Genomic DNA, 17567 nt, shown 5'->3' with positions numbered 1-17567 from the left:
ACTCCCTGTGCGGTTCGCTTAAGCGTTGGCGAGCTATTGCTCTGCCGCGGTCATTCCCGCGGTCTCCGCAGCCGCCCCGCCGTCGGACTCGTCCTCGTCCTCGTCGGTCACCGGCATCACCGGCGGCGGCGCGTTCTTGATCCACTGCCACGCGATGTACAGGCACGCGAGGTACGGCGGGTAACCCAGCGCGAGCCGGGCCACGCCGAGCGCCGTCGTGTGGTGCGTCAGGTACAGCGGCACCTGCACCGCCAGCTTCACCGCGAACAGCCCGGCCAGCAGCCACGTGGCCTTGGTGAACGCCTTCAGCCGTCCCGGCACCTGGCGCCAGGTGGTCATCTCGCCGGTGATCGGGCCGATCATCAGGCCCGCGATCGGCCAGCGCACCAGCGCGGTGATCGAGAAGAGCAGGAACGAGCCGAGGTTGATCAGGATGCCCGGCAGGTAGTAGTTCTGCGCATGACCGGAGAACTTCGCGAACGCCGCGCACACGATGACGCCGAACAGGCCGGACAGCGCGTGCTGCAGGGTCTCCTTGCGCAGCAGCCGGATGACGAACATCACCAGCGCCACGGCCACCGAGCCGATGACCGCGGGGTTGAGGTGGTTGGTCGCGGTGTAGACGATCAGGAAGCAGATCGCCGGGAGCCCGGCGTCGGCCATCCCCATCTTGCCGCCGAACGCCTTCTTGACGGCGTCCTCATAGGCCTTGGTCTCGGCCTGCTTGGCCTGCGCGTCCCGCTCGGCCTGGCTGAGGGCTCCGTCGCCGGCCAGGACCTCGGTGCCCGGCGCCGCGTGCCGGGGCCGGCTCATCGGTTCGGCACGCTGGCCGCTCTCCAAGGACATACTGCGAACTGTAGCGGGCCGAGCTGTACCGAACAGGACTGCTCGGCCCACCAATCACTCCGGGGAGCGGATTGCCGCCGCCCGATAAGCCCGGATTACCGCCACGCGGTGAGCTCCGCCTATCGCCGCTCGGTGAGCTCTGTCTACCGCCGCTCGGTAATCTCCGGCCCGCGCTGGAACGGGTCCAGGTCGCCCTGCGTGTACTGGTTGCCCTCGGCGTCCTCCGGCGCGGCCTGCTGCTGCATGGCCTGCTGCGCCTCGGCGGGCATCCGCAGCGGGATCGGGTCGCGCGGGGCCATCGGGGAGTTGCCGCGGCTGACCACGGTGTCGCGGAACACGTGCTCTATGTCCAGGGCCTCCTTGGGCTGCACCGCGCCCTGCCCGGAGACCACGCCGCGCAGGAACCACCGCGGGCCGTCCACGCCGATGAAGCGGACCAGCTGGATGCCGCGGCTGCCGTCCGGCGCCTGCACCGGCACCTGGGCCCGCAGCTCGATGCCGAAGGGTCCCTCGCGCTCGTCGACGGTGCCGCCCTGCTTGGAGATCTCCAGAGCGATCTCCGCGCGGACCTCGGCCCAGATGCCCTCGCTGCGCGGCGCGGCGAACGCCTGCAGCTGCACCGCGGACTGCCGGGCCACGACCGTGGCCGCGATCACCTGCTCGGCGTCGGCCATCTCCAGCCGCAGTTCCATGCCCTCCACGGCCGGCACCAGGAGCGCGCCGAGGTCGACACGGCCGGCCTTGGGGTCCTCGACCTCGTTGAAGTCCCAGGGGCCCGCAGCCCGCGAGACGTCGGCGAGGCTGATCTTGCGCTCCTCGTCCTTGATCTCGCTCAGGTCGCCGTAGGCGTCCGCCTCGCTCACTTTGTCGCGGCGGTCCGCGTCGCCCTTCTGTCCGCGTCGGAAAACCACGGCTTCCCACTCTCTCTATCTCTGCGCCCTGAGACGCAACGCTCTACTCCACGGGGCGCCACCCGCCCCGGCCGCCAGGGCCGGCAAGGCCACGCCGACGGACACGGTTCTACCCCGGCCCACTCCAGGGCCGGTTTGGTGCACGGTCGTCACGCGAGACCTCGGTGAGAGTACCGTCACTCGGCCTCTCCCCGGGAACGCACGGGATCTGTATCCATTGAACTAACAGAACCTAGGCAGGTGTTCCCGCAGCCGTGCCCGTCGAACCGAAACCACCCTCACCGCGATGCGAGCCCGGGAGTTCGGCGACCTCGTGGAAGACCGCCCTCTCGACCCTTTGTACTACAAGCTGCGCCACCCGGTCGCCCCGCTTGAGCGTCACCGGGTGCACCGGGTCCAGGTTCACCAGGATGACCTTGATCTCGCCGCGGTACCCGGCGTCCACCGTGCCCGGGGCGTTGACCAGCGCGACCCCGCAGCGCGCGGCCAGGCCCGAGCGCGGGTGCACGAAGGCGGCGTAGCCGTCGGGCAGCGCGATGGCCACGCCGGTGGGCAGCACGGCCCGCTCGCCGGGGGCCAGGGTGGCGTCCACGGTGGTCAGCAGATCGGCCCCGGCGTCCCCCGGATGGGCGTACGAGGGCAGCGGCAGGGCGTCGTCGAGCCGCCGGATGAGGACGTCGACCCCGGGCACTACGGGTTGACCTCGAAAGCGCGCGCCGCCCGGAGCTGCTCGGGGTCGTGCATGGCCTCCTGCACGTCCTCCAGGCGGCCGTTGTTCAGGAAGTGGTCGACCTCGACCCGGATGAAGATCGCGGTCGCCCGGACCGCGACCTCGCCCTCGGGCCCGTCCAGGCGGCCGACGGCCGAGGTGTAGATCTTGCGGCCGGAGATGCCGTCGCACTGCGCGGTGATGTGCAGCGTGGTCCCGACCGGGACCGGCAGCAGGTAGTCGGTCTCCAGGCGGCCGGTGACGGCGATCGCGCCGATCAGCCAGTTCACGGCGCCCAGCGCCTCGTCGAAGGCGAGGGCGAGCAGGCCGCCGTGGGCCAGGCCCGGTGCGCCCTGGTGGTTGTCGGTGACGGTGAACTCGGTGGTGACGCTCAGTCCCTCGCCGACCGTCGAGGACACCCGCAGGCCGCCCAGCGCGTCGTCGCCGCAGCCGAAGCAGCGCGAGTAGTGCGAGCCGAGCTTGGTTCCCGGTGCGGGGGCGTTCGGGTGCTTGTCCGGCATCACAGCGTCGGCCGGCGGAGTCGTGGAGGCAGGTCTCACGATGAGGAATCTACCGGCACGACCGCGGCGCGTCTGATCGGCGTGGCCACGCTCACACCCGGACGGGAGGCCGACCGTGGCCCCCGGCGGACACCCTCCGTATCCGTCTCGTATCACCGTGGCTGATATCCAGGTCGCGGCCGCGTCCTACCTTCCTGGGTATGAAGTCCATGAAGAGCCCTGAAACGGACGACCTCCCGGAGATCGGCGCCCTCGTCCGCGACGCCGGCGGCCGGATCGGCCGACTGATGGCCTACACCCGGGCCCGGGCCTGGCTCCGCCCGCCCGGCGGCGGCCGGGAGTGGGATGTGGAGCCGGATTCCATCACCGAGATCCCCGGATGGGACGCGGCCGGCGCCGGAAGGGAGGGGGCGGTCCAGGACCGGTGACGGTCTCCTCAGAAGGATGTGGGAGATTGTCGGCATGGCAGACAAGGCCAAGGCCAGCACTGAGGTCGGCTCTGAGGTCGGCTCTGAGGTCAGCACCAAGGCCGGCACTTTCGAGGAGCACCTCACCGCGCCCGCCGGCTGGTGGGCGGTCACCGCGATGGCCGGCATCATGGGCGGGCTCGTCTTTCTCCGCGTGAACCCGGCCGCGGCCCTGGCGGCGGCGATCGTCACGGCGGCACTGTGCGGTGCGCTGGTCGTCGCCTACGGACGCGTCGGAGTGCGCGTCCACGACGGGTTCCTGGAAGCCGGCCCGGCACGTCTGCCCCTCACGGCGCTCGGGGCTGCCACCGCCCTGGACGCCGAGGCAGCACGACGGCTGCGGACCACAGAAGCCGACGCGCGCGCGTTCATGTTGTTACGCGGCTACGTGAGTACCGCCGTAAAGGTGGACGTCACAGACCCCGAGGACCCGACGCCGTACCTGTACCTGTCGACGCGGCGGCCGGAAAAGCTCGTGAAGGTGCTCTCCGCACGCTGAGGTCCGCGGCCGGGCTCACCGACCCCCCACGCGTTACTCGCCCGTTCGCAGCAACTTCCGTCGGCATTCCTTGACCCGCGCCGGGTCCGGCACAGATCCTGGGCGAGGCCCTCTCCCCGATGGAGCCTCCAGACCGTCCGCTACGGGCTCCGCAGAGCCCGTAGAGCCCTCTCAGAGCCCATATTAGGCGCCACAAAGGTAAAGGCCCCGCGAACGCGGGGCCCAGGGGCGCAGAGACTACCTCGCGACGACGCGGTCAGGCGCAGTCCTTGCAGATCATCTCGTTGCCCTTCTCACGCGCGAGCTGGCTGCGGTGGTGCACCAGGAAGCAGCTGGTGCACGTGAACTCGTCCGCCTGCCGTGGCAGCACTCGCACCGACAGTTCCTCGTTGGACAGATCAGCGCCGGGGAGTTCGAGCGACTCGTTGTCGCCCTCGTCCAGGTCGGCCAGGCCCGCAGCCTTGTCGGTGCGGCGGGCCTTCAACTCCTCCAGGCTGTCCTCGTTGAGGTCGTCGTCGGTCTTGCGCGGTGTGTCGTAGTCGGTAGCCATTGTTGATCCCTCTCCCCTGACGGCTGTTTCGTCGTCGTGTTGGTGCTGTGTTCAGTGCGGCGACGGCGGTGGCGCCCCGACGCGGCCGGCACAAGCGGTGCGCTACCGTCTGCGCTCGGGCGCCGTCGGCGTTTCGCCGTCAGCGCAGTAACGCGGAAAGGAGCGCAATTGTGCCCGCTGAAGCGCAGATTGTGCCGTACTTCAAGACCCGTTACGCAATCGACACCCCGGAACAGACCCGAACAGGTGATCCGGAGGGCTGACCCGCGGCCCCGTGCGTCCCATCTCGTCCCGTTTCGTTCCGGACATCACAGCAGCCACGCCCAGGAAGGATGACGAACCATGGCCGTCTACGCAATCGGCGACGCAGTGCCGGAAATCCACCCCGAGGCCTACATCCACCCGGACGCGACCGTCATCGGCCAGGTCAGCGTCGGTGCCGGCAGCACAGTATGGCCTGGTGCGGTACTGCGCGGCGACTACGGACGGATCACCGTGGGCGACCGTACGTCGATTCAGGACGGCACGGTGGTGCACGCCACTGAGACCTTGCCCACAGTGATCGGATCGGACTGTGTCGTTGGTCACATCGCCCATCTGGAGGGGTGCGTGGTGGAGGACGGCTGTCTGATCGGATCGGGTTCCGTGGTGCTGCACCGGGCCGTGGTGCGCAAAGGGGCGCTGGTGGGGGCGAACGCTGTCGTGAGCAACAACGTGGAAGTCCCCTCCGGCGCCATGGCCCTCGGCGTCCCGGCGAAGATCCGCGAGAACGCGGTGCCCCCGGGCAGTTTCGACGACGCGGTCGCCCGGTACGTGGCCAACGGGAAGCGGTACCGCGAGGAACTGCGGCGCATCGACTGACAGGGCGGATGGTCATCCCGCGCTCATAGAGCGACCCGCTGCGCGCCTTCTCCCTGGACGCGCTCCCGAAACCGCTTCAAGAGATGTGCATCCGCCCCGCCATGCGCCGCAGCCGCTCCCGCTGGCTGCGCCGCTCGTGGCTCAGCAGCGAGCGCACGGCGGCCTTCGCGACCGGGTTGTTGCGCACCAGCAGCGGTGCGATGCGCTCGGCCCGCTCGATCTCGTCCAGCGCCTGGTCGTAGCCGCCGTAGTAGATCCAGCCGCGGGCGGCGTCCAGGTGGAAGCGGCCGCGGCGGGAGGCCGGGAAGTTCGCCGGCATCCTGGTCTGGGACGCCAGCGCGACGGCGCGCGCCCCATCCCGGATCTCCACGGCCACGGCGAGCTTGTGCAGTTCGACGTTGGCCGGGCAGAAGGCGAGCTTGTACGGGTCGTACCCCTCGCCGAGGCGGTGCGCGGTCTCGTCGGCCAGGCGGATCCGCTGCCAGGCCTCGTCCTCCTTGGACGACAGCGCCGCGGTGATCGCCGCGCGGAGTTGGAGCGAGCCCCACACCGACGCCTGCTCCTTCTGGCGCGGTTCGCCGACGAAACCGATCGCGCCGTCGATCAGGTCCAGCGCGTCGGGCCACAGGTCAGCGGCCCACAGATCGCGCACCCGGAGGTAGTCGAAGACCGCTGACAGGCACGGGTCCCCGGCGCGGTCCGCCGCGGCGCGGAAACGCTCTGTGGTGAGCGTGGAGAGGTCGTCGTAGCCCAGTTCGTGGGCGACCGTGTCGGCTTCCTTGTAAGCGCGCGCGAGGAGGCCGTGTAATCGCTCCGATTCCTCGCCTGCCGGGGCCACGTAGGCCGCCGCGTGGATCTCCCGGATGAGGTTCGGCGCGGCCTCCCCGAGGTCGGCGTAGCGCGCCGCCATGCGCAGCACCGCCAGGTGCTCCACCGCGGCCTCCAGCTCCCGGCGCGACCGCGGTTCCACCGGCCAGTCCGGCGGGAGGTCGTGCCGCGAGACCACGCGCCGGATGGCGGGGATCGCGCGGTGCCCGCGGTCCTCGGCGGGGGTGCCGGGGTCGTAGGGGCGGCCGGTGATTTCGTTGGGATAGACCTTCAGGACACTCGCGGCGCGTACGATCAGGGTCACCGAATCGAGCTCCAGGTCGCCGTTCTCGATGCCCGACACCCAGCCCTGGGACCGACCCATGAGCTGTCCGAACTCGGACTGCGTCAGGCCGGCGCGTCTGCGCAGCCGGCGGATCCGCCCGCCGTCGGGTTCCTGCTCGTAGGTCACCATGCCAGGCCTCACAATGCGGTCAATGAGGAACATCCCGAATGCGGGTCCATCGTCCGCCCCGGCGCCGTGGCGTTCGCGTACGGACGACAGAATGTCCCCGACGAGCCGGGAGGTTCCCTGTGCCAGTGCTCTACCTCGTCGCCTGCGGCGCCCCGCCCGCGGCCGAGCTGTTGTCCCACCCCGAGGCGGTGCCGGGCCTGCAGGCCGACGGCTGGACCGTGTGCGTGCTGTGCACGCCGGCCGGAGAGCGTTTCCTGGACCCCGCGGCGGTCTCGATCGCGACCGGCTATCCGGTCCGCGTGGAGCAGCGCCAGCCCGGGGAACCGGACGTGCTGCCGTCACCGGACGCGATCATGGTCGCGCCGGCGACGTTCAACACCCTCAACAAGTGGGCCCTGGGCATCTCCGACACCCTGGTCCTGGGAATCCTCAACGAGAACCTGGGCGCGGGCCTTCCCATCGCGGCGACGGTGTGGGCCAAGGACGAGCTGCAGAAGCACCCGGCGTTCGACGGCCACGCGCAGTTGCTCTTCGAGAGCGGCGTCCGCTTCATCCAGCCGGAAGACGGCGTTGCGCAGTTCCCTTGGGGGCAACTGCGCAACGCCATGGCGGAACTCCTCACGGACTGAGGAAGCCGCCGAGAGGATCACACAGGATCAACCGAGGACCGTCAGCCCGACGACCATCCCCATGGCCGCGTGCGGCAGCCCGGTCTTGTCGTCCGGCACCAGGCAGAAGGCGATGTAGCGCCCCGGGTCGGCCTGGACCTTGAACCAGCCGCCGTGCCCCGGCGCCACGGCCCCGTGCCCGCCCTCGAAGACGAACGGCGGCGGACCCGGGTCCACCGGCGGCGTCGCGGAGGAGGCGACGAACCACGCCTTCGCGTCGTCGACCGTCTTGCCCGGCAGCAGCCGGCCGAGGTTGACCTCGTGGTAGTCGGTGGCGTCGGTGTCCTCGAACCGGACCACGGTGCCGTGCACCAGGTACCGCGGCATCGTGTAGGTCAGGTCGTGGCCCCGGATCACGAAGGACGACTCCGCGGCCTCCCGGTCGTCGGCCGCGGCCCACTCCGGCACCGTGCCCTGCACGTCGAAGGACTTGTACATGCCCAGGAAGATGTGCGGCACGCCGCCCGGGCCGGGCACGAAGCAGGTCACGACGTAGGTGCCGCCCTGCAGGACGTCCCACACGTCCTGCCGGCCGTGCGGCGGGACGACGGGGTTCGCGCCGCCGGCCGGCACGCCGTCCGCGAACAGCGCCGCGTTCGCGTTCGGGCCGTGGATGTCCGCCTGCCACTGCGCGAACGTGACACCGTCGTTGAGCCGGAACAGCTGCGCCTGGTGCAGATCGGAGCCGTGGTTCTCGAACCGGAGGTGGACGACGCCGGCGGCCAGGGCGCCGTGCGTGTCGACGTCGTAGGTCAGCGGCTCCACGGCCGTGATGTCGACCTGGTGCGAGAGCCGCACGTGCGCGTCGGCGGGACCTGCGATGCCGACGAACGCCAGGGCCGCGGCCACCGCGGCGACGACGGCCCGCCGGACCCGGCGCGGGATGGGGTGAAGGTGATTCAGCACACTGCCGATCATCGCGCCGAAGCGGACATATAGGGAAAATGCCGCTCCGCACAGTCACCCGTTCGCGAGGCGGAGCCGGCGCCGCCACGCTCAAAGACCACCGGATCGGAGTATTCCGCCGATCTGTGGCCGACCACCGGCGCAGCGCCCGCGCATCCCCGGCGCATCTCCGGCCCGCCGCCAGCACATCGCCGGGGCACCTCCAGCGCGTCTCCGGCCCACCTCTGGCGTATCCCCCGGCCTATCTTCGGCACGCCGCCGGGGCACCATCGCGCGTCAGCGACGCACAGTCAGTGCGCCGCTAGTGCATCCCGGCGCACCGCCAGCGCATCCCCAGCGAATCAGCCCTCGGCGAGCTTCGCCTCGACCGCGGCCACCTTCGCCGTCAGGCCATCGGTGACGCCGGCCCGGATGTCCGCCTTCAGCACCACGCTCACCCGCGGCGCCTTGGCGGCCACCGCGTCCACGGCGGCCTTCACCACCGCCATCACCTCGTCCCACTCGCCCTCGATGCTCGTGAACATCGCGTCGGTGGAGTTGGGCAGGCCGCTCTCGCGCACCACCCGCACCGCGTCAGCCACATACTCGCTGACGCCTTCGCCGACACCGATCGGAGTCACAGAGAACGCGATAATCATGCCTCGATCTTAGGCCGCGCGGTCACACCCGCACCGGCAGCCACACCCGCACGATGAGCCCGCCGCCGGGCCGCGGCTCGGCGGCGACCCGGCCGCCGTGCGCCCGCACCACGGAGCGCACTATCGACAGCCCCAGCCCGACGCCCTTGTCCTTCGGGTCGCGCGCCGCGGAGGCGCCCGAGGGCTGCGAGCCGCGCTTGAACGGCTCGAACAGCGTCTCCACCGCGTAGGGCGGCACCTCCGGGCCGGTGTTCGCGACCACCAGCAGACCGTGGCCGGGGACGTCGTGCGAGCGGTCGTAGCTGAGCACGTCCACCCAGCCGCCGGCGCCGATGTTGTGGCGCAGCGCGTTCTGGATCAGGTTCATCGCGATCCGCTCGATCAGGATCCCGTCGCCGGAGACCGGCGCCGGCTGCAGCGACGTGCGGATCGCGACGTGCCGCTCGGCCGCCTCCATCTCGCACTGCGTCACCGACCGGTACGCCACCTCCGCGAGGTCGATGTCCTCCCGGTTGGTCGGCTCGTTGTCCGCCCTCGCCAGCAGCAGCAGGCCCTCGATCATGCGCTCGCTGCGCTCGTTGGTGGCCAGCAGCGTGTGGCACAGCTGCCGGGTCTGCTCGGAGGCGTCGGGGTCCATCAGCGTCACTTCGAGCAGCGTGCGGTTGATCGCCAGCGGGGTGCGCAGCTCGTGCGAGGCGTTGCCGACGAACCGCCGCTGGCCCTCGAAAGCGTGGTCCAGCCGGTCCAGCATGCCGTCGAAGGTCTGCGCCAGGGTGACGAGCTCGTCGTCCTGCGGGCCGTCCATGTCGATGCGGGCGTGCAGGGCGCGGTCCGGACGGCTGGCGACCCGGCGCGCGGTGCGCGTGATCTGGTTGATCGGCCGCAGGAACCGACCGGCCAGGAAGTAGCCGATCAGGACCGCCACCACGGCGGAGACCAGCAGCACGACGATCAACGGCTTGTCGATCTGACTGAGGATCTCCTTGTTCCGCACGGAGTTGCAGTACGCCGCCTGCCCCGGAAACTTCCTGGGGTTCGGCTCCGGGCACCCCGGAGGGTCGGCCAGGTTCTGGTTCATGTGCGACAGGCGCCACCGGAACAGCGAGTAGGCCGTGTAGATCAGCACCGCGCCGGTGACGAACACCGCCGCGCCGTAGGCGATGGTCATCCGCAGCCGGATGGTGAGCCCGCGGCGCCCGCCGCGGGGAAGCTCCGGCGCCGGTCCGGCCTCGCCGCCGTAGGTGCTGTCGACTGCTCCCGCGTCGCCCGCCATCAGGCCTTGTATTCCTTGAACGTCCTGCATCACGGAATCCGGTATCCGGCGCCCGGGACTGTCAACACCACCGGCGGCTCACCGAGCTTGCGTCGCAGGGTCATCACCGTCACGCGCACCACGTTCGTGAACGGATCGGCGTTCTCGTCCCAGGCCTTCTCCAGCAACTGCTCAGAACTCACAGCAGCACCATCGGCACGCATGAGCACCTCCAGTACCGCGAACTCCTTAGGCGACAGCGGCACCAGCCGACCGTCGCGCAACACCTCTCGCCGGCTCGGGTCCACGCGGATCCCCGCGCGCTCCAGCACCGGCGGCAGCGCGGGGACCGCGCGGCGGCCCAGAGCGCGGATGCGCGCTATAAGCTCCGGAAACGCAAAGGGTTTGGAGAGATAGTCGTCGGCGCCGAGGGTCAGCCCCTCGACCCGGTCCGCGACGTCGCCGGCCGCCGTCAGCATCAAGACCCTGGTCGACAGGCCGCTGTGCACGATGTGCCGGCAGACGTCGTCGCCGTGCACCAGCGGCAGGTCGCGGTCCAGCACGACCACGTCGTAGTCGTTGACGGCTATACGTTCCAGCGCGGCGTCGCCGTCGTAGACGACGTCCACGGCCATGGAATCCCGGCGCAGCCCGGTGGCCACGGCGTCGGCCAGCACCTGCTCGTCCTCAACGACCAGCACCCGCACAGCGCGCTCTCCCTAAGTACGGCAAGCAATCTTCGGTCCTGAGGTCATCATGCCTGGTCATCGCGTAAACACCGAGTAAGTGAGAAACGTCTCATGATCACAGGGTTTTCTCAGGTGATCCAAAGTTTCCCTGCTGAAAATGGCGGGCAGAAGGCACGAAGCCCCCTAGCGTCACCCCCGCAGGAGAGAGACCATGCTCGAATTCGTCACCGGCCTGACCCAGCGTATCCGCGAGACGAAGTCCCGCCTGCAAGGTGCGATGATCGCCGAGGACGCGTACGCGGTCCAGGTGGAACAGGCCGAGTTGGACAACCTGCTCCGGATCGCCGCGAACCACCACGTGGAGGTCCGCGACGACCTCCCCCGCGCCGCCTGACCGGATACCCCGGCAGGAAGGCGGGGACTCACACCCTCAACCCCTCAGGAGTCCCGCGCCGCGTCGTGTCCTTCGAGAAAACCGCACAGCGCCTCGAACAGCCCGTCAGCGGCCGCCACCGTCATCTCGTCGGAGGCGGCCGCTCCGTGTAGTCCCCCGACCTTGGCGCCGGCCTCCTGCGCGATCAGCGCGCCGGCCGACAGGTCCCACGGCTTGGCGCCGCGCTCGAAGTAGCCGTCCACGCGCCCGCACGCCACCGAGCACAGGTCGAGCGCCGCGGAGCCGCCGCGCCGGATGTCCCGCACCTTCGGAAGAAGGTCGGCGACGATCGCGCCCTGCACCGCACGCCGCTGGGCCGCGTACCCGAAGCCCGTCGCGATCAGCGCGCGGTCCATCGGGACCGGCTTCCCCTCGGACTGCGCACTGAACGCACGGATCGCCTGACCGTTGCGGTAGGCGCCGTGCCCGCGCAGAGCGGTGAAGGTCTCGCGCAGCATCGGGATCTCGACCACCCCGGCGACCGTCTCGCCGTCGACCTCCACGCCGATGGAGACGCCCCACAGGGGGATCTCATAGAGGTAGTTCACAGTGCCGTCGATGGGATCGATCACCCAGCGCACCCCGGAGGTGCCCTCGTGGTCCGAGCCCTCCTCGCCGAGGATGCCGTCGTCGGGGCGCTCGGCGAGGATGCCCTCGACGATCAGCTTCTCCGAACGCTGATCCATGACGGTGACGATGTCGGTGGGGCTGGACTTGGTGTCGGCCACACCGAGGTCGCGCGGACGCTCCTGGACCAGGAGGCGTCCCGCTTCGGCGGCCAGCCGCACCGCCAGTTCCAGCAGGTCCTTGGGATTGGGGGAATCGGCGTTCTCAGACATGAGTGGGCAGGGCCTTCCTGGGTTCGGTGCGTGGTGCGCAGCGAGGGAGTACAGGGAGTACTCAGTCCTCCCCCGCCACCGCCGGGAGCGGCGCGCGCGGATTCGGGCAGCAGTTCAGGGGGCACACGTCCGGGAACGCCCGCAGCCGGCCGACCACGTTCGACAGCGAGTCGCCCTCGCTGTCCCCGCGCGCCACCGCCGCCCGCTCCAGCACCAGGCGCCGCAGCGCGGCCACGAAGCGCGGGTCGGTGCCGACCGTGGCGGCGCGCGCCGCCGGCAGCCCGATCTCCTGCGCGGTCTCGGCGGCCTGCGTGTCGAGGTCGTAGATGACCTCCATGTGGTCGGACACGAAGCCGATCGGGGCGAGCACCGCGCCGGTGGCGCCCTGCGCCTTGATGTCGCGCAGGTGGTCGTTGACGTCCGGCTCCAGCCACGGCGTCTGCGGCGGGCCGCTGCGCGAGCAGAAGACGAGTTCGTGCGGCAGCACCAGGCCGGTGCGGCGGCTGACGCCCTCGGCCACGAGGCGCGCGACTTCCAGGTGCTGGGAGACGTACGCGCCGCCGATCGGACCCGAGGTCTCGGCGTACGTGCGCGGCAGAGAGTGCGTGACGAACACCAGACGCGGCGCCAGGCGCGCGCTCTCGGGGAGTCCGGCGACCGCTGCCGCGACGGCGTCGGCCATCGGCTCCACGAACCCGGGGTCATTGAAGTACGGCCGGATCTTGTCGAACTGGATCGACGTGCCGGACTGCTCCAGGGCGCGCGCCAGGTCCTCGCGGTACTGCCGGCAGCCGGAGTAGGAGGAGTACGCGCTGGTGAACACCACGAGCGCGCGCCGCACGCCGTCGGCCGCCATCTCGGCCAGGGTGTCGGCGAGGAACGGCGTCCAGTTCCGGTTGCCCCAGTAGATCGGCAGCTTCAGTCCGGTCTCGGCGAAGTCCTGGCGCAGCGCGGCGATCAGGTCGCGGCACTGCTGGTTGATCGGACTCACGCCGCCGAACTCGAAGTAGTGGGCGCCGACCTCCTTCAGCCGCTCCGGCGGGATGCCGCGGCCGCGGGTCACGTTCTCCAGGAAGGGCACCACGTCGTCCGGTCCTTCGGGACCGCCGAAGGACAGCAGGAGCAGAGCGTCGTACGGAGCGGTGTTCGACATGTCAGCGGGACTCCATGATGTCGAAGACCAGCGCCGCCGGGCCGGTCATCTCCAGGTGGCCGTCGGCGCGCTCGACGAAGCGCAGCCGGCCGCCGGGGACGTCAACGGTGTACTCGGTTCCGGCTTCCGCGGCGTCGCGGCGCGCGGCGGCGATCATCACCGCGCAGGCTCCGGTGCCGCAGGAGCGGGTCTCGCCGACGCCGCGTTCGTAGACGCGCATAGCGAGGTGGTGCGGAGAGACATCTGCGGCGAACTCCACGTTGACGCCCTCTGCGTAGATCCCTGTAGGGAGAACTGTGGGCATCTCATAGAGGGGTCCGGCATCGTCTGTGGAGTCCACGAAGACGACAGCGTGCGGATTCCCCATGTCCACATCCACGGCCGACTTAGGCGTTCCCTTCACGTCGACCGTCACGGCGCCGCGCTCTGTGGGGAACACCGGGACACCCATATCGACGGTGACGTCTGCGGTGTTCTCACCGGTTGCCTTCAGCGTCACTCGCTTGATTCCGCCGCGCGTCCCCACGGCGAACTCCACCGGCTCCCCTAAAGCGCCGCCCTTAACGTAGCCGCGCGCAGTGAGGAACAGTGCGAAGACGCGGACTCCGTTCCCGCACATCTCGGCCACGCTGCCGTCGCCGTTGCGGTAGTCCATGAAGAACTCCGCCTCCGCCGCCAAGTCTTCGTAACCGGGCAGCGGCTCTTGTTCCAGAAACCGCTCCGTGCGGACCACACGCAGCACACCGTCCGCGCCGATCCCGGCCCGCCGGTCGCACAGCGCCGCGACCAGCGCGGGCGTGATCTGTTCCGACAGGGTGCCGTCCGGGTCCGGGACGATGACGAAGTCGTTCTCGGTGCCGTGCCCCTTGGTCAGCGGGGTGTGGGCCGGCAGGCCGTCGAGGATCATGCTCCGATCCTATCGAGTGCGGCCTCCACCAGGTCGGACCGGTCGTATCGCAACCAGTGCACGCGCGGGTCCCGGCGGAACCAGGAGTCCTGCCGCCGCGCGAACCGCTTGGTGGCGCGGATCGTCTCCTCCTTGGCCTGCTCCTCGGTGCACTCCCCCGCCAGGAATCGCAGGACCTGGGCATAGCCGAGCGCGCGGCTCGCGGTGAGGCCGTCGCGCAGGCCCTGCGCCTCCAGGTCCCGCACCTCCTGCACGAACCCGGCGTCCCACATGCGGTCCACGCGCAGCGCGATGCGCTCGTCCAGCGCGGGGCGGTCGACGTCCAGGCCGACGTGCACGGTGCGCGGATAGTGGTCGGTGTGCTCGGGCAGCGTCGCGGTGAACCGGCCGCCGGTCAGCTCGATCACCTCCAGCGCGCGCACGACGCGCCGGCCGTTCGAGGGCAGGATCGTCTCGGCCGCCTGCGGATCCCGCTCCTTCAGCCGCTGGTGCAGGACGAACGGGCCGACCTCGGCGAGTTCGGCCTCCAGGCGCTCGCGGATCAGGCCGTCGGTGCCGGGGAACTCGAACTCGTCCAGGGCACCGCGCAGGTACAGGCCGGAGCCGCCGACGAAGACCGGCGGACGGTCCCGGGCGATCAGCCGGTCCGCCTCGACCCGCGCCAGGGTCTGGTACTCCGCGACGTTCGCGGTGCGGGTCACCGGCCAGACGTCGAGCAGGTGGTGCGGCACGCCGTGGCGCTCGGCCGCGGTCAGCTTCGCGGTGCCCACGTCCATGCCCTGGTACAGCTGCATCGAGTCGGCGTTGACCACCTCGCCGTGCAGCGCCTCGGCCAGCGCGACCCCGAGGTCGGACTTGCCGGAGGCGGTCGGGCCGACGACGGCGATCACCGGGACTGTGGCTGAGGCTGTGACTGAGGCTGTGACTGTGTTCATGCTGCGCTCACGGCCCCGATTCTCCCATCCCGCCCCGGACCCGCAGGCCAGGCACCCGAGCACTGTCACACACCGTGACAGACTCGGCTCGACAGGTGACCAGTGTCGTGATCCACTTGGGGGAAGGTTCCCCGTTCACGGAAGGAAACGCAGGCGACATGGGCATCTTCGATGTTTTCAAGAGCAAGGTGAGCGAAGCCGCGGACAAGGCGGGCGACGTGGCGGGGCAGGCCTGGGACAAGGCCGGGGACGTGGCCGGTCAGGCCAAGGACAAGGTCTCCGACATGATGGACAAGGACAAGAAGAAGGGTGACGAGGCCGACGGGCCCGCCGCCCAGGCCCCGGCGAACGCCGCCGGCGGCGTCGGGGGCGAGGCGGCCGACATGGTGTCCGAAGGCGCGCCGGTCGCGGCGACCGGCGAGGCGGCTCCCGGCGCCGGCGACGACGGAGCCCCGACCCAGGACTCCTCCAGCGGTGGGATGACCCAGAGCATCAAGGACAATGTCGGTCAGGGCGCCGACAAGGCCGGCGAGATGGCCAAGGGCGCCACCGGGAACCGCTTCGACGAGAAGATCGACTCCGGAGTCCAGCAGGCGAAGGACCGGCTGGACTGACACGCCTGCGGCGCCGGTTCAGCGGCGGGCGCCGTCGCGGGGGATGGAACACGGCCGCGGCCGCCAGCGATGGTGGCCGCGGCCGTTGCTATCTAAAAGGTCCGGGTCAGCGCGCGAGCCAGGTGGCGACGAAGTAGCCGACGCCGTAAGGCGCCTGGTCGTAGATCAGGTCGGCATCGTATTCGACTCCTGACGCGGTCGCCGCGGCGGCCAGGACCCTCCACGCCGGGAGCCCCGCGACGTGCAGTTCGCGCGACAGCCCGGGTTCGAGGGCGGCGAGCGCCGCGGCGTCGGCCGTGCCCAGGGCCCGCGCGACCGCCGCGTCATAGGCTTCGGCGCGCTCGTCGAAGTGGCCGGGGGCCTGCGGGGTGCGGGAGGCGCTTCCGTCGCCCAGGACCAGCATCGCTTGACGCCCGCCGGCGATCGCGGGCGACGCCCCGCTGTGTTCGTCCACCATCACCGGTCGCCGTACCGGCTCGGCCGGCCGGTCGCGCAGCAGCCAGGCGGCGATCAGGAACGGCAGCGTCATCGGTGCGGCGCCCTGCGTGACCGGACCCCACTGGCCGTCGACATCCAGATCGACGCCGTAGGCCCTGAAGCTCCCCCGCGAGACGACCTCGGTACCCTGCTGAGGTCCGGCCCCTACAATCAGCACTTCGTCGGCTCCGGCCGCGTACAGGCGGCCGACCGCGGTGCCGCAGGCGGCGCGCAACGAGTCGAGGTCCGGGGAAAAACCCTGCGCGACCTCGGGCACGAGGACCGGGGGATGCGGCACGACAGCGGCGGCGATCAACACCCGTCCAGGGTAGGACACAGGTGGGGCACATGGTCGCGGCTACCGGCCGGTGCTGCCACACTGGTCTGCGTAAAGTCGGATTACGGAGGGGCCAGCGGTGGCTGGGGATCAAGAGAACGTGGCTGGGGAGCAAGAGAAAACCGAAGACAGCCACGGCACGGAGGGGATCCTGGTGGCCGGGCGGTACCGGCTTCTCGAACGGCTCGGGGCCGGCGGCATGGGGCGGGTCTGGAAGGCCTACGACGAGTCGCTGGACTGCGAGGTGGCCGTCAAGGAGGTCTGGCTGCCGCCGATGCTCTCGGACGCCGAGCGCGCCGACCGGCTGGCCCGCGCCCAGCGCGAGGCCCGCAACGCCGCGCGCATGCGCAACCACCCGCACATCGTCTCCGTCCACGACATGGTGTCCGACCAGGGCATGCCGTGGATCGTCATGGACCTGATCCCCTCGCAGAACCTGATGCAGGCGGTCGAGCAGTACGGGCCGCTGCCGCAGGAGCAGGTCGCCAAGATCGGCCTGGGCGTGCTGGACGCGCTGACGGCGAGCCACGCGGCCGGGATCCTGCACCGCGATGTGAAGCCGGCGAACGTCCTGCTCACCACGGACGGCCGGGTGCTGCTCACCGACTTCGGCATCGCGGTCCAGGAGTCGGACCTGACGATGACGGCCTCCGGCGTCCTGGTCGGCTCGCCGGAGTTCGTGGCGCCCGAGCGCGCGCGGGGCGAGGCCAGCAACGGTTCCTCCGACCTGTTCTCGCTCGGCGCCACGCTGTTCTTCGCCGCCGAGGGCCGCTCGCCGTTCAGCCGGGACACGGCGGTCGGCGTGCTGACCGCGATCCTGTTCGAGGAGACGGCGCCGGTCACGCGGGCGCCCGCACTGGCGCCGCTGATCAGCGGACTGCTGACGAAGGACCCCGTGGCGCGCTGGGACGCGGCGCGGGCGCGGCCGGAGTTGGAGCGGCTGGGCGGGGCGACGCCGGGCTCGGGGACGCGGCTGGAGGGGATACCCGGGGCGACGAATCCCTTCGTCGTGCCGGCGACGATGGTCGCGGGGACGAACGGGGACAGCAGCACGCCGGGGTCGGGGACTGCGG

The 17567-nt window shown here is 70.6% G+C and carries 22 protein-coding genes; 7 read left to right on the top strand and 15 right to left on the bottom strand.

Going from position 1 to position 17567, the window contains the following annotated elements:
- Window positions 1-33 precede the first annotated feature (33 nt).
- The 4 genes from GWK61_RS25035 to GWK61_RS25020 form a co-directional block, all read right to left on the bottom strand.
- Window positions 34-846 (bottom strand): DUF3159 domain-containing protein, encoded by an 813-nt coding sequence (locus GWK61_RS25035; protein ID WP_194911853.1) that lies wholly within the window; start codon window positions 844-846, stop codon window positions 34-36.
- Window positions 847-989: 143 nt separating this feature from the next.
- Window positions 990-1757: a DUF3710 domain-containing protein gene (locus tag GWK61_RS25030; RefSeq protein WP_194911852.1), complete on the bottom strand. Its 768-nt coding sequence runs from the start codon at window positions 1755-1757 to the stop codon at window positions 990-992.
- Window positions 1758-1989: 232 nt separating this feature from the next.
- A complete protein-coding gene (gene dut / locus GWK61_RS25025; protein WP_194911850.1) occupies window positions 1990-2448 on the bottom strand; it encodes a dUTP diphosphatase in 459 nt (152 codons plus the stop codon).
- Window positions 2448-2987 carry a PaaI family thioesterase gene (locus GWK61_RS25020; RefSeq protein WP_194911878.1) on the bottom strand — a complete coding sequence of 180 codons (540 nt, stop codon included), beginning with the start codon at window positions 2985-2987 and terminating at the stop codon, window positions 2448-2450. Before GWK61_RS25020 ends, dut begins: the two co-directional genes overlap by 1 nt.
- 200 nt (window positions 2988-3187) lie before the next feature.
- On the opposite strand from GWK61_RS25020, the gene GWK61_RS25015 reads away from it, so the two are divergent.
- Both GWK61_RS25015 and GWK61_RS25010 read left to right on the top strand, forming a co-directional pair.
- Window positions 3188-3415: a hypothetical protein gene (locus tag GWK61_RS25015; RefSeq protein WP_194911848.1), complete on the top strand. Its 228-nt coding sequence runs from the start codon at window positions 3188-3190 to the stop codon at window positions 3413-3415.
- A gap of 34 nt (window positions 3416-3449) precedes the next feature.
- Window positions 3450-3953, top strand: a complete 504-nt coding sequence (locus GWK61_RS25010) for a DUF3093 domain-containing protein (RefSeq protein WP_194911847.1) — start codon at window positions 3450-3452, stop codon at window positions 3951-3953.
- A 256-nt stretch (window positions 3954-4209) separates the two neighbouring features.
- On the opposite strand, the gene GWK61_RS25005 is transcribed toward GWK61_RS25010, so the two are convergent.
- Window positions 4210-4503 (bottom strand): DUF4193 domain-containing protein, encoded by a 294-nt coding sequence (locus GWK61_RS25005; RefSeq protein ID WP_194911845.1) that lies wholly within the window; start codon window positions 4501-4503, stop codon window positions 4210-4212.
- 342 nt (window positions 4504-4845) lie between these two features.
- Between GWK61_RS25005 and GWK61_RS25000 the strand changes: the two genes are divergently transcribed.
- Complete coding sequence (locus tag GWK61_RS25000; protein WP_194911842.1) at window positions 4846-5364, top strand: gamma carbonic anhydrase family protein; 519 nt, start codon at window positions 4846-4848, stop codon at window positions 5362-5364.
- A 76-nt stretch (window positions 5365-5440) separates the two neighbouring features.
- Here the strand turns inward: GWK61_RS25000 and GWK61_RS24995 are convergent, their stop codons facing one another.
- Window positions 5441-6646, bottom strand: coding sequence for a helix-turn-helix domain-containing protein (locus GWK61_RS24995; protein ID WP_194911840.1), 1206 nt, complete (start codon window positions 6644-6646; stop codon window positions 5441-5443).
- Window positions 6647-6765: 119 nt separating this feature from the next.
- Between GWK61_RS24995 and GWK61_RS24990 the strand changes: the two genes are divergently transcribed.
- Window positions 6766-7275: a flavoprotein gene (locus GWK61_RS24990; protein ID WP_194911839.1), complete on the top strand. Its 510-nt coding sequence runs from the start codon at window positions 6766-6768 to the stop codon at window positions 7273-7275.
- A 27-nt stretch (window positions 7276-7302) separates the two neighbouring features.
- On the opposite strand, the gene GWK61_RS24985 is transcribed toward GWK61_RS24990, so the two are convergent.
- The 4 genes from GWK61_RS24985 to GWK61_RS24970 all read right to left on the bottom strand — a co-directional run bounded on the left by GWK61_RS24985 (window position 7303) and on the right by GWK61_RS24970 (window position 10817).
- Window positions 7303-8220, bottom strand: coding sequence for a hypothetical protein (locus GWK61_RS24985; RefSeq protein WP_194911837.1), 918 nt, complete (start codon window positions 8218-8220; stop codon window positions 7303-7305).
- Window positions 8221-8561: 341 nt separating this feature from the next.
- Window positions 8562-8858: an MTH1187 family thiamine-binding protein gene (locus GWK61_RS24980; protein ID WP_194911836.1), complete on the bottom strand. Its 297-nt coding sequence runs from the start codon at window positions 8856-8858 to the stop codon at window positions 8562-8564.
- A 22-nt stretch (window positions 8859-8880) separates the two neighbouring features.
- Window positions 8881-10131: a sensor histidine kinase gene (locus tag GWK61_RS24975; RefSeq protein ID WP_228562901.1), complete on the bottom strand. Its 1251-nt coding sequence runs from the start codon at window positions 10129-10131 to the stop codon at window positions 8881-8883.
- Between the two features lie 29 nt (window positions 10132-10160).
- The gene (locus GWK61_RS24970; RefSeq protein WP_194911832.1) at window positions 10161-10817 is read right to left on the bottom strand and encodes a response regulator transcription factor; all 657 of its coding nucleotides are present in this window, start codon (window positions 10815-10817) and stop codon (window positions 10161-10163) included.
- 193 nt (window positions 10818-11010) lie between these two features.
- On the opposite strand from GWK61_RS24970, the gene GWK61_RS24965 reads away from it, so the two are divergent.
- On the top strand, window positions 11011-11193 hold the full coding sequence (locus GWK61_RS24965) for a hypothetical protein (protein WP_194911830.1): 183 nt from the start codon (window positions 11011-11013) through the stop codon (window positions 11191-11193).
- Window positions 11194-11237: 44 nt separating this feature from the next.
- Here GWK61_RS24965 and GWK61_RS24960 read toward each other — a convergent pair whose 3' ends face one another.
- From GWK61_RS24960 to miaA, 4 genes are all read right to left on the bottom strand, one after another.
- Window positions 11238-12071, bottom strand: coding sequence for an inositol monophosphatase family protein (locus tag GWK61_RS24960; protein WP_194911828.1), 834 nt, complete (start codon window positions 12069-12071; stop codon window positions 11238-11240).
- 61 nt (window positions 12072-12132) lie between these two features.
- Entirely contained in the window at window positions 12133-13224 is a 1092-nt protein-coding gene (locus tag GWK61_RS24955) for a ferrochelatase (protein WP_194911826.1), read from the bottom strand.
- 1 nt (window position 13225) lies between these two features.
- Complete coding sequence (gene dapF, locus GWK61_RS24950) at window positions 13226-14131, bottom strand: diaminopimelate epimerase (RefSeq protein ID WP_194911824.1); 906 nt, start codon at window positions 14129-14131, stop codon at window positions 13226-13228.
- Window positions 14128-15066 (bottom strand): tRNA (adenosine(37)-N6)-dimethylallyltransferase MiaA, encoded by a 939-nt coding sequence (gene miaA / locus GWK61_RS24945; RefSeq protein ID WP_194911823.1) that lies wholly within the window; start codon window positions 15064-15066, stop codon window positions 14128-14130. The genes dapF and miaA overlap by 4 nt, the downstream gene beginning before the upstream one ends.
- Window positions 15067-15224: 158 nt before the next feature.
- Between miaA and GWK61_RS24940 the strand changes: the two genes are divergently transcribed.
- Window positions 15225-15680: an antitoxin gene (locus tag GWK61_RS24940; protein WP_194911822.1), complete on the top strand. Its 456-nt coding sequence runs from the start codon at window positions 15225-15227 to the stop codon at window positions 15678-15680.
- Between the two features lie 106 nt (window positions 15681-15786).
- Here GWK61_RS24940 and GWK61_RS24935 read toward each other — a convergent pair whose 3' ends face one another.
- Window positions 15787-16476, bottom strand: coding sequence for a class III extradiol ring-cleavage dioxygenase family protein (locus GWK61_RS24935; protein ID WP_194911821.1), 690 nt, complete (start codon window positions 16474-16476; stop codon window positions 15787-15789).
- Between the two features lie 118 nt (window positions 16477-16594).
- On the opposite strand from GWK61_RS24935, the gene GWK61_RS24930 reads away from it, so the two are divergent.
- The coding region (locus GWK61_RS24930) for a serine/threonine-protein kinase (protein WP_194911820.1) at window positions 16595-17567 on the top strand (973 nt) is incomplete at its 3' end.

The sequence above is a fragment of the Catenulispora rubra genome (assembly GCF_015356825.1).
GTDB classification, from domain to species: Bacteria; Actinomycetota; Actinomycetes; order Streptomycetales; family Catenulisporaceae; genus Catenulispora; species Catenulispora rubra.
This window is presented reverse-complemented; position numbering and strand designations above follow the sequence as displayed.

What these genes read in the sequence shown, in the direction of transcription:
- GWK61_RS25035 (WP_194911853.1), bottom strand. Translation starts at nt 846, where the DNA reads ATGTCCTTGGAGAGCGGCCAGCGTGCCGAACCGATGAGCCGGCCCCGG.
- GWK61_RS25020 (WP_194911878.1), bottom strand. Translation starts at nt 2,987, where the DNA reads ATGCCGGACAAGCACCCGAACGCCCCCGCACCGGGAACCAAGCTCGGC.
- GWK61_RS25015 (WP_194911848.1), top strand. Translation starts at nt 3,188, where the DNA reads ATGAAGTCCATGAAGAGCCCTGAAACGGACGACCTCCCGGAGATCGGC.
- GWK61_RS25010 (WP_194911847.1), top strand. Translation starts at nt 3,450, where the DNA reads ATGGCAGACAAGGCCAAGGCCAGCACTGAGGTCGGCTCTGAGGTCGGC.
- GWK61_RS25005 (WP_194911845.1), bottom strand. Translation starts at nt 4,503, where the DNA reads ATGGCTACCGACTACGACACACCGCGCAAGACCGACGACGACCTCAAC.
- GWK61_RS25000 (WP_194911842.1), top strand. Translation starts at nt 4,846, where the DNA reads ATGGCCGTCTACGCAATCGGCGACGCAGTGCCGGAAATCCACCCCGAG.
- GWK61_RS24995 (WP_194911840.1), bottom strand. Translation starts at nt 6,646, where the DNA reads ATGGTGACCTACGAGCAGGAACCCGACGGCGGGCGGATCCGCCGGCTG.
- GWK61_RS24980 (WP_194911836.1), bottom strand. Translation starts at nt 8,858, where the DNA reads ATGATTATCGCGTTCTCTGTGACTCCGATCGGTGTCGGCGAAGGCGTC.
- GWK61_RS24975 (WP_228562901.1), bottom strand. Translation starts at nt 10,131, where the DNA reads ATGGCGGGCGACGCGGGAGCAGTCGACAGCACCTACGGCGGCGAGGCC.
- GWK61_RS24965 (WP_194911830.1), top strand. Translation starts at nt 11,011, where the DNA reads ATGCTCGAATTCGTCACCGGCCTGACCCAGCGTATCCGCGAGACGAAG.
- GWK61_RS24960 (WP_194911828.1), bottom strand. Translation starts at nt 12,071, where the DNA reads ATGTCTGAGAACGCCGATTCCCCCAATCCCAAGGACCTGCTGGAACTG.
- GWK61_RS24955 (WP_194911826.1), bottom strand. Translation starts at nt 13,224, where the DNA reads ATGTCGAACACCGCTCCGTACGACGCTCTGCTCCTGCTGTCCTTCGGC.
- dapF (WP_194911824.1), bottom strand. Translation starts at nt 14,131, where the DNA reads ATGATCCTCGACGGCCTGCCGGCCCACACCCCGCTGACCAAGGGGCAC.
- miaA (WP_194911823.1), bottom strand. Translation starts at nt 15,066, where the DNA reads ATGAACACAGTCACAGCCTCAGTCACAGCCTCAGCCACAGTCCCGGTG.
- GWK61_RS24940 (WP_194911822.1), top strand. Translation starts at nt 15,225, where the DNA reads ATGGGCATCTTCGATGTTTTCAAGAGCAAGGTGAGCGAAGCCGCGGAC.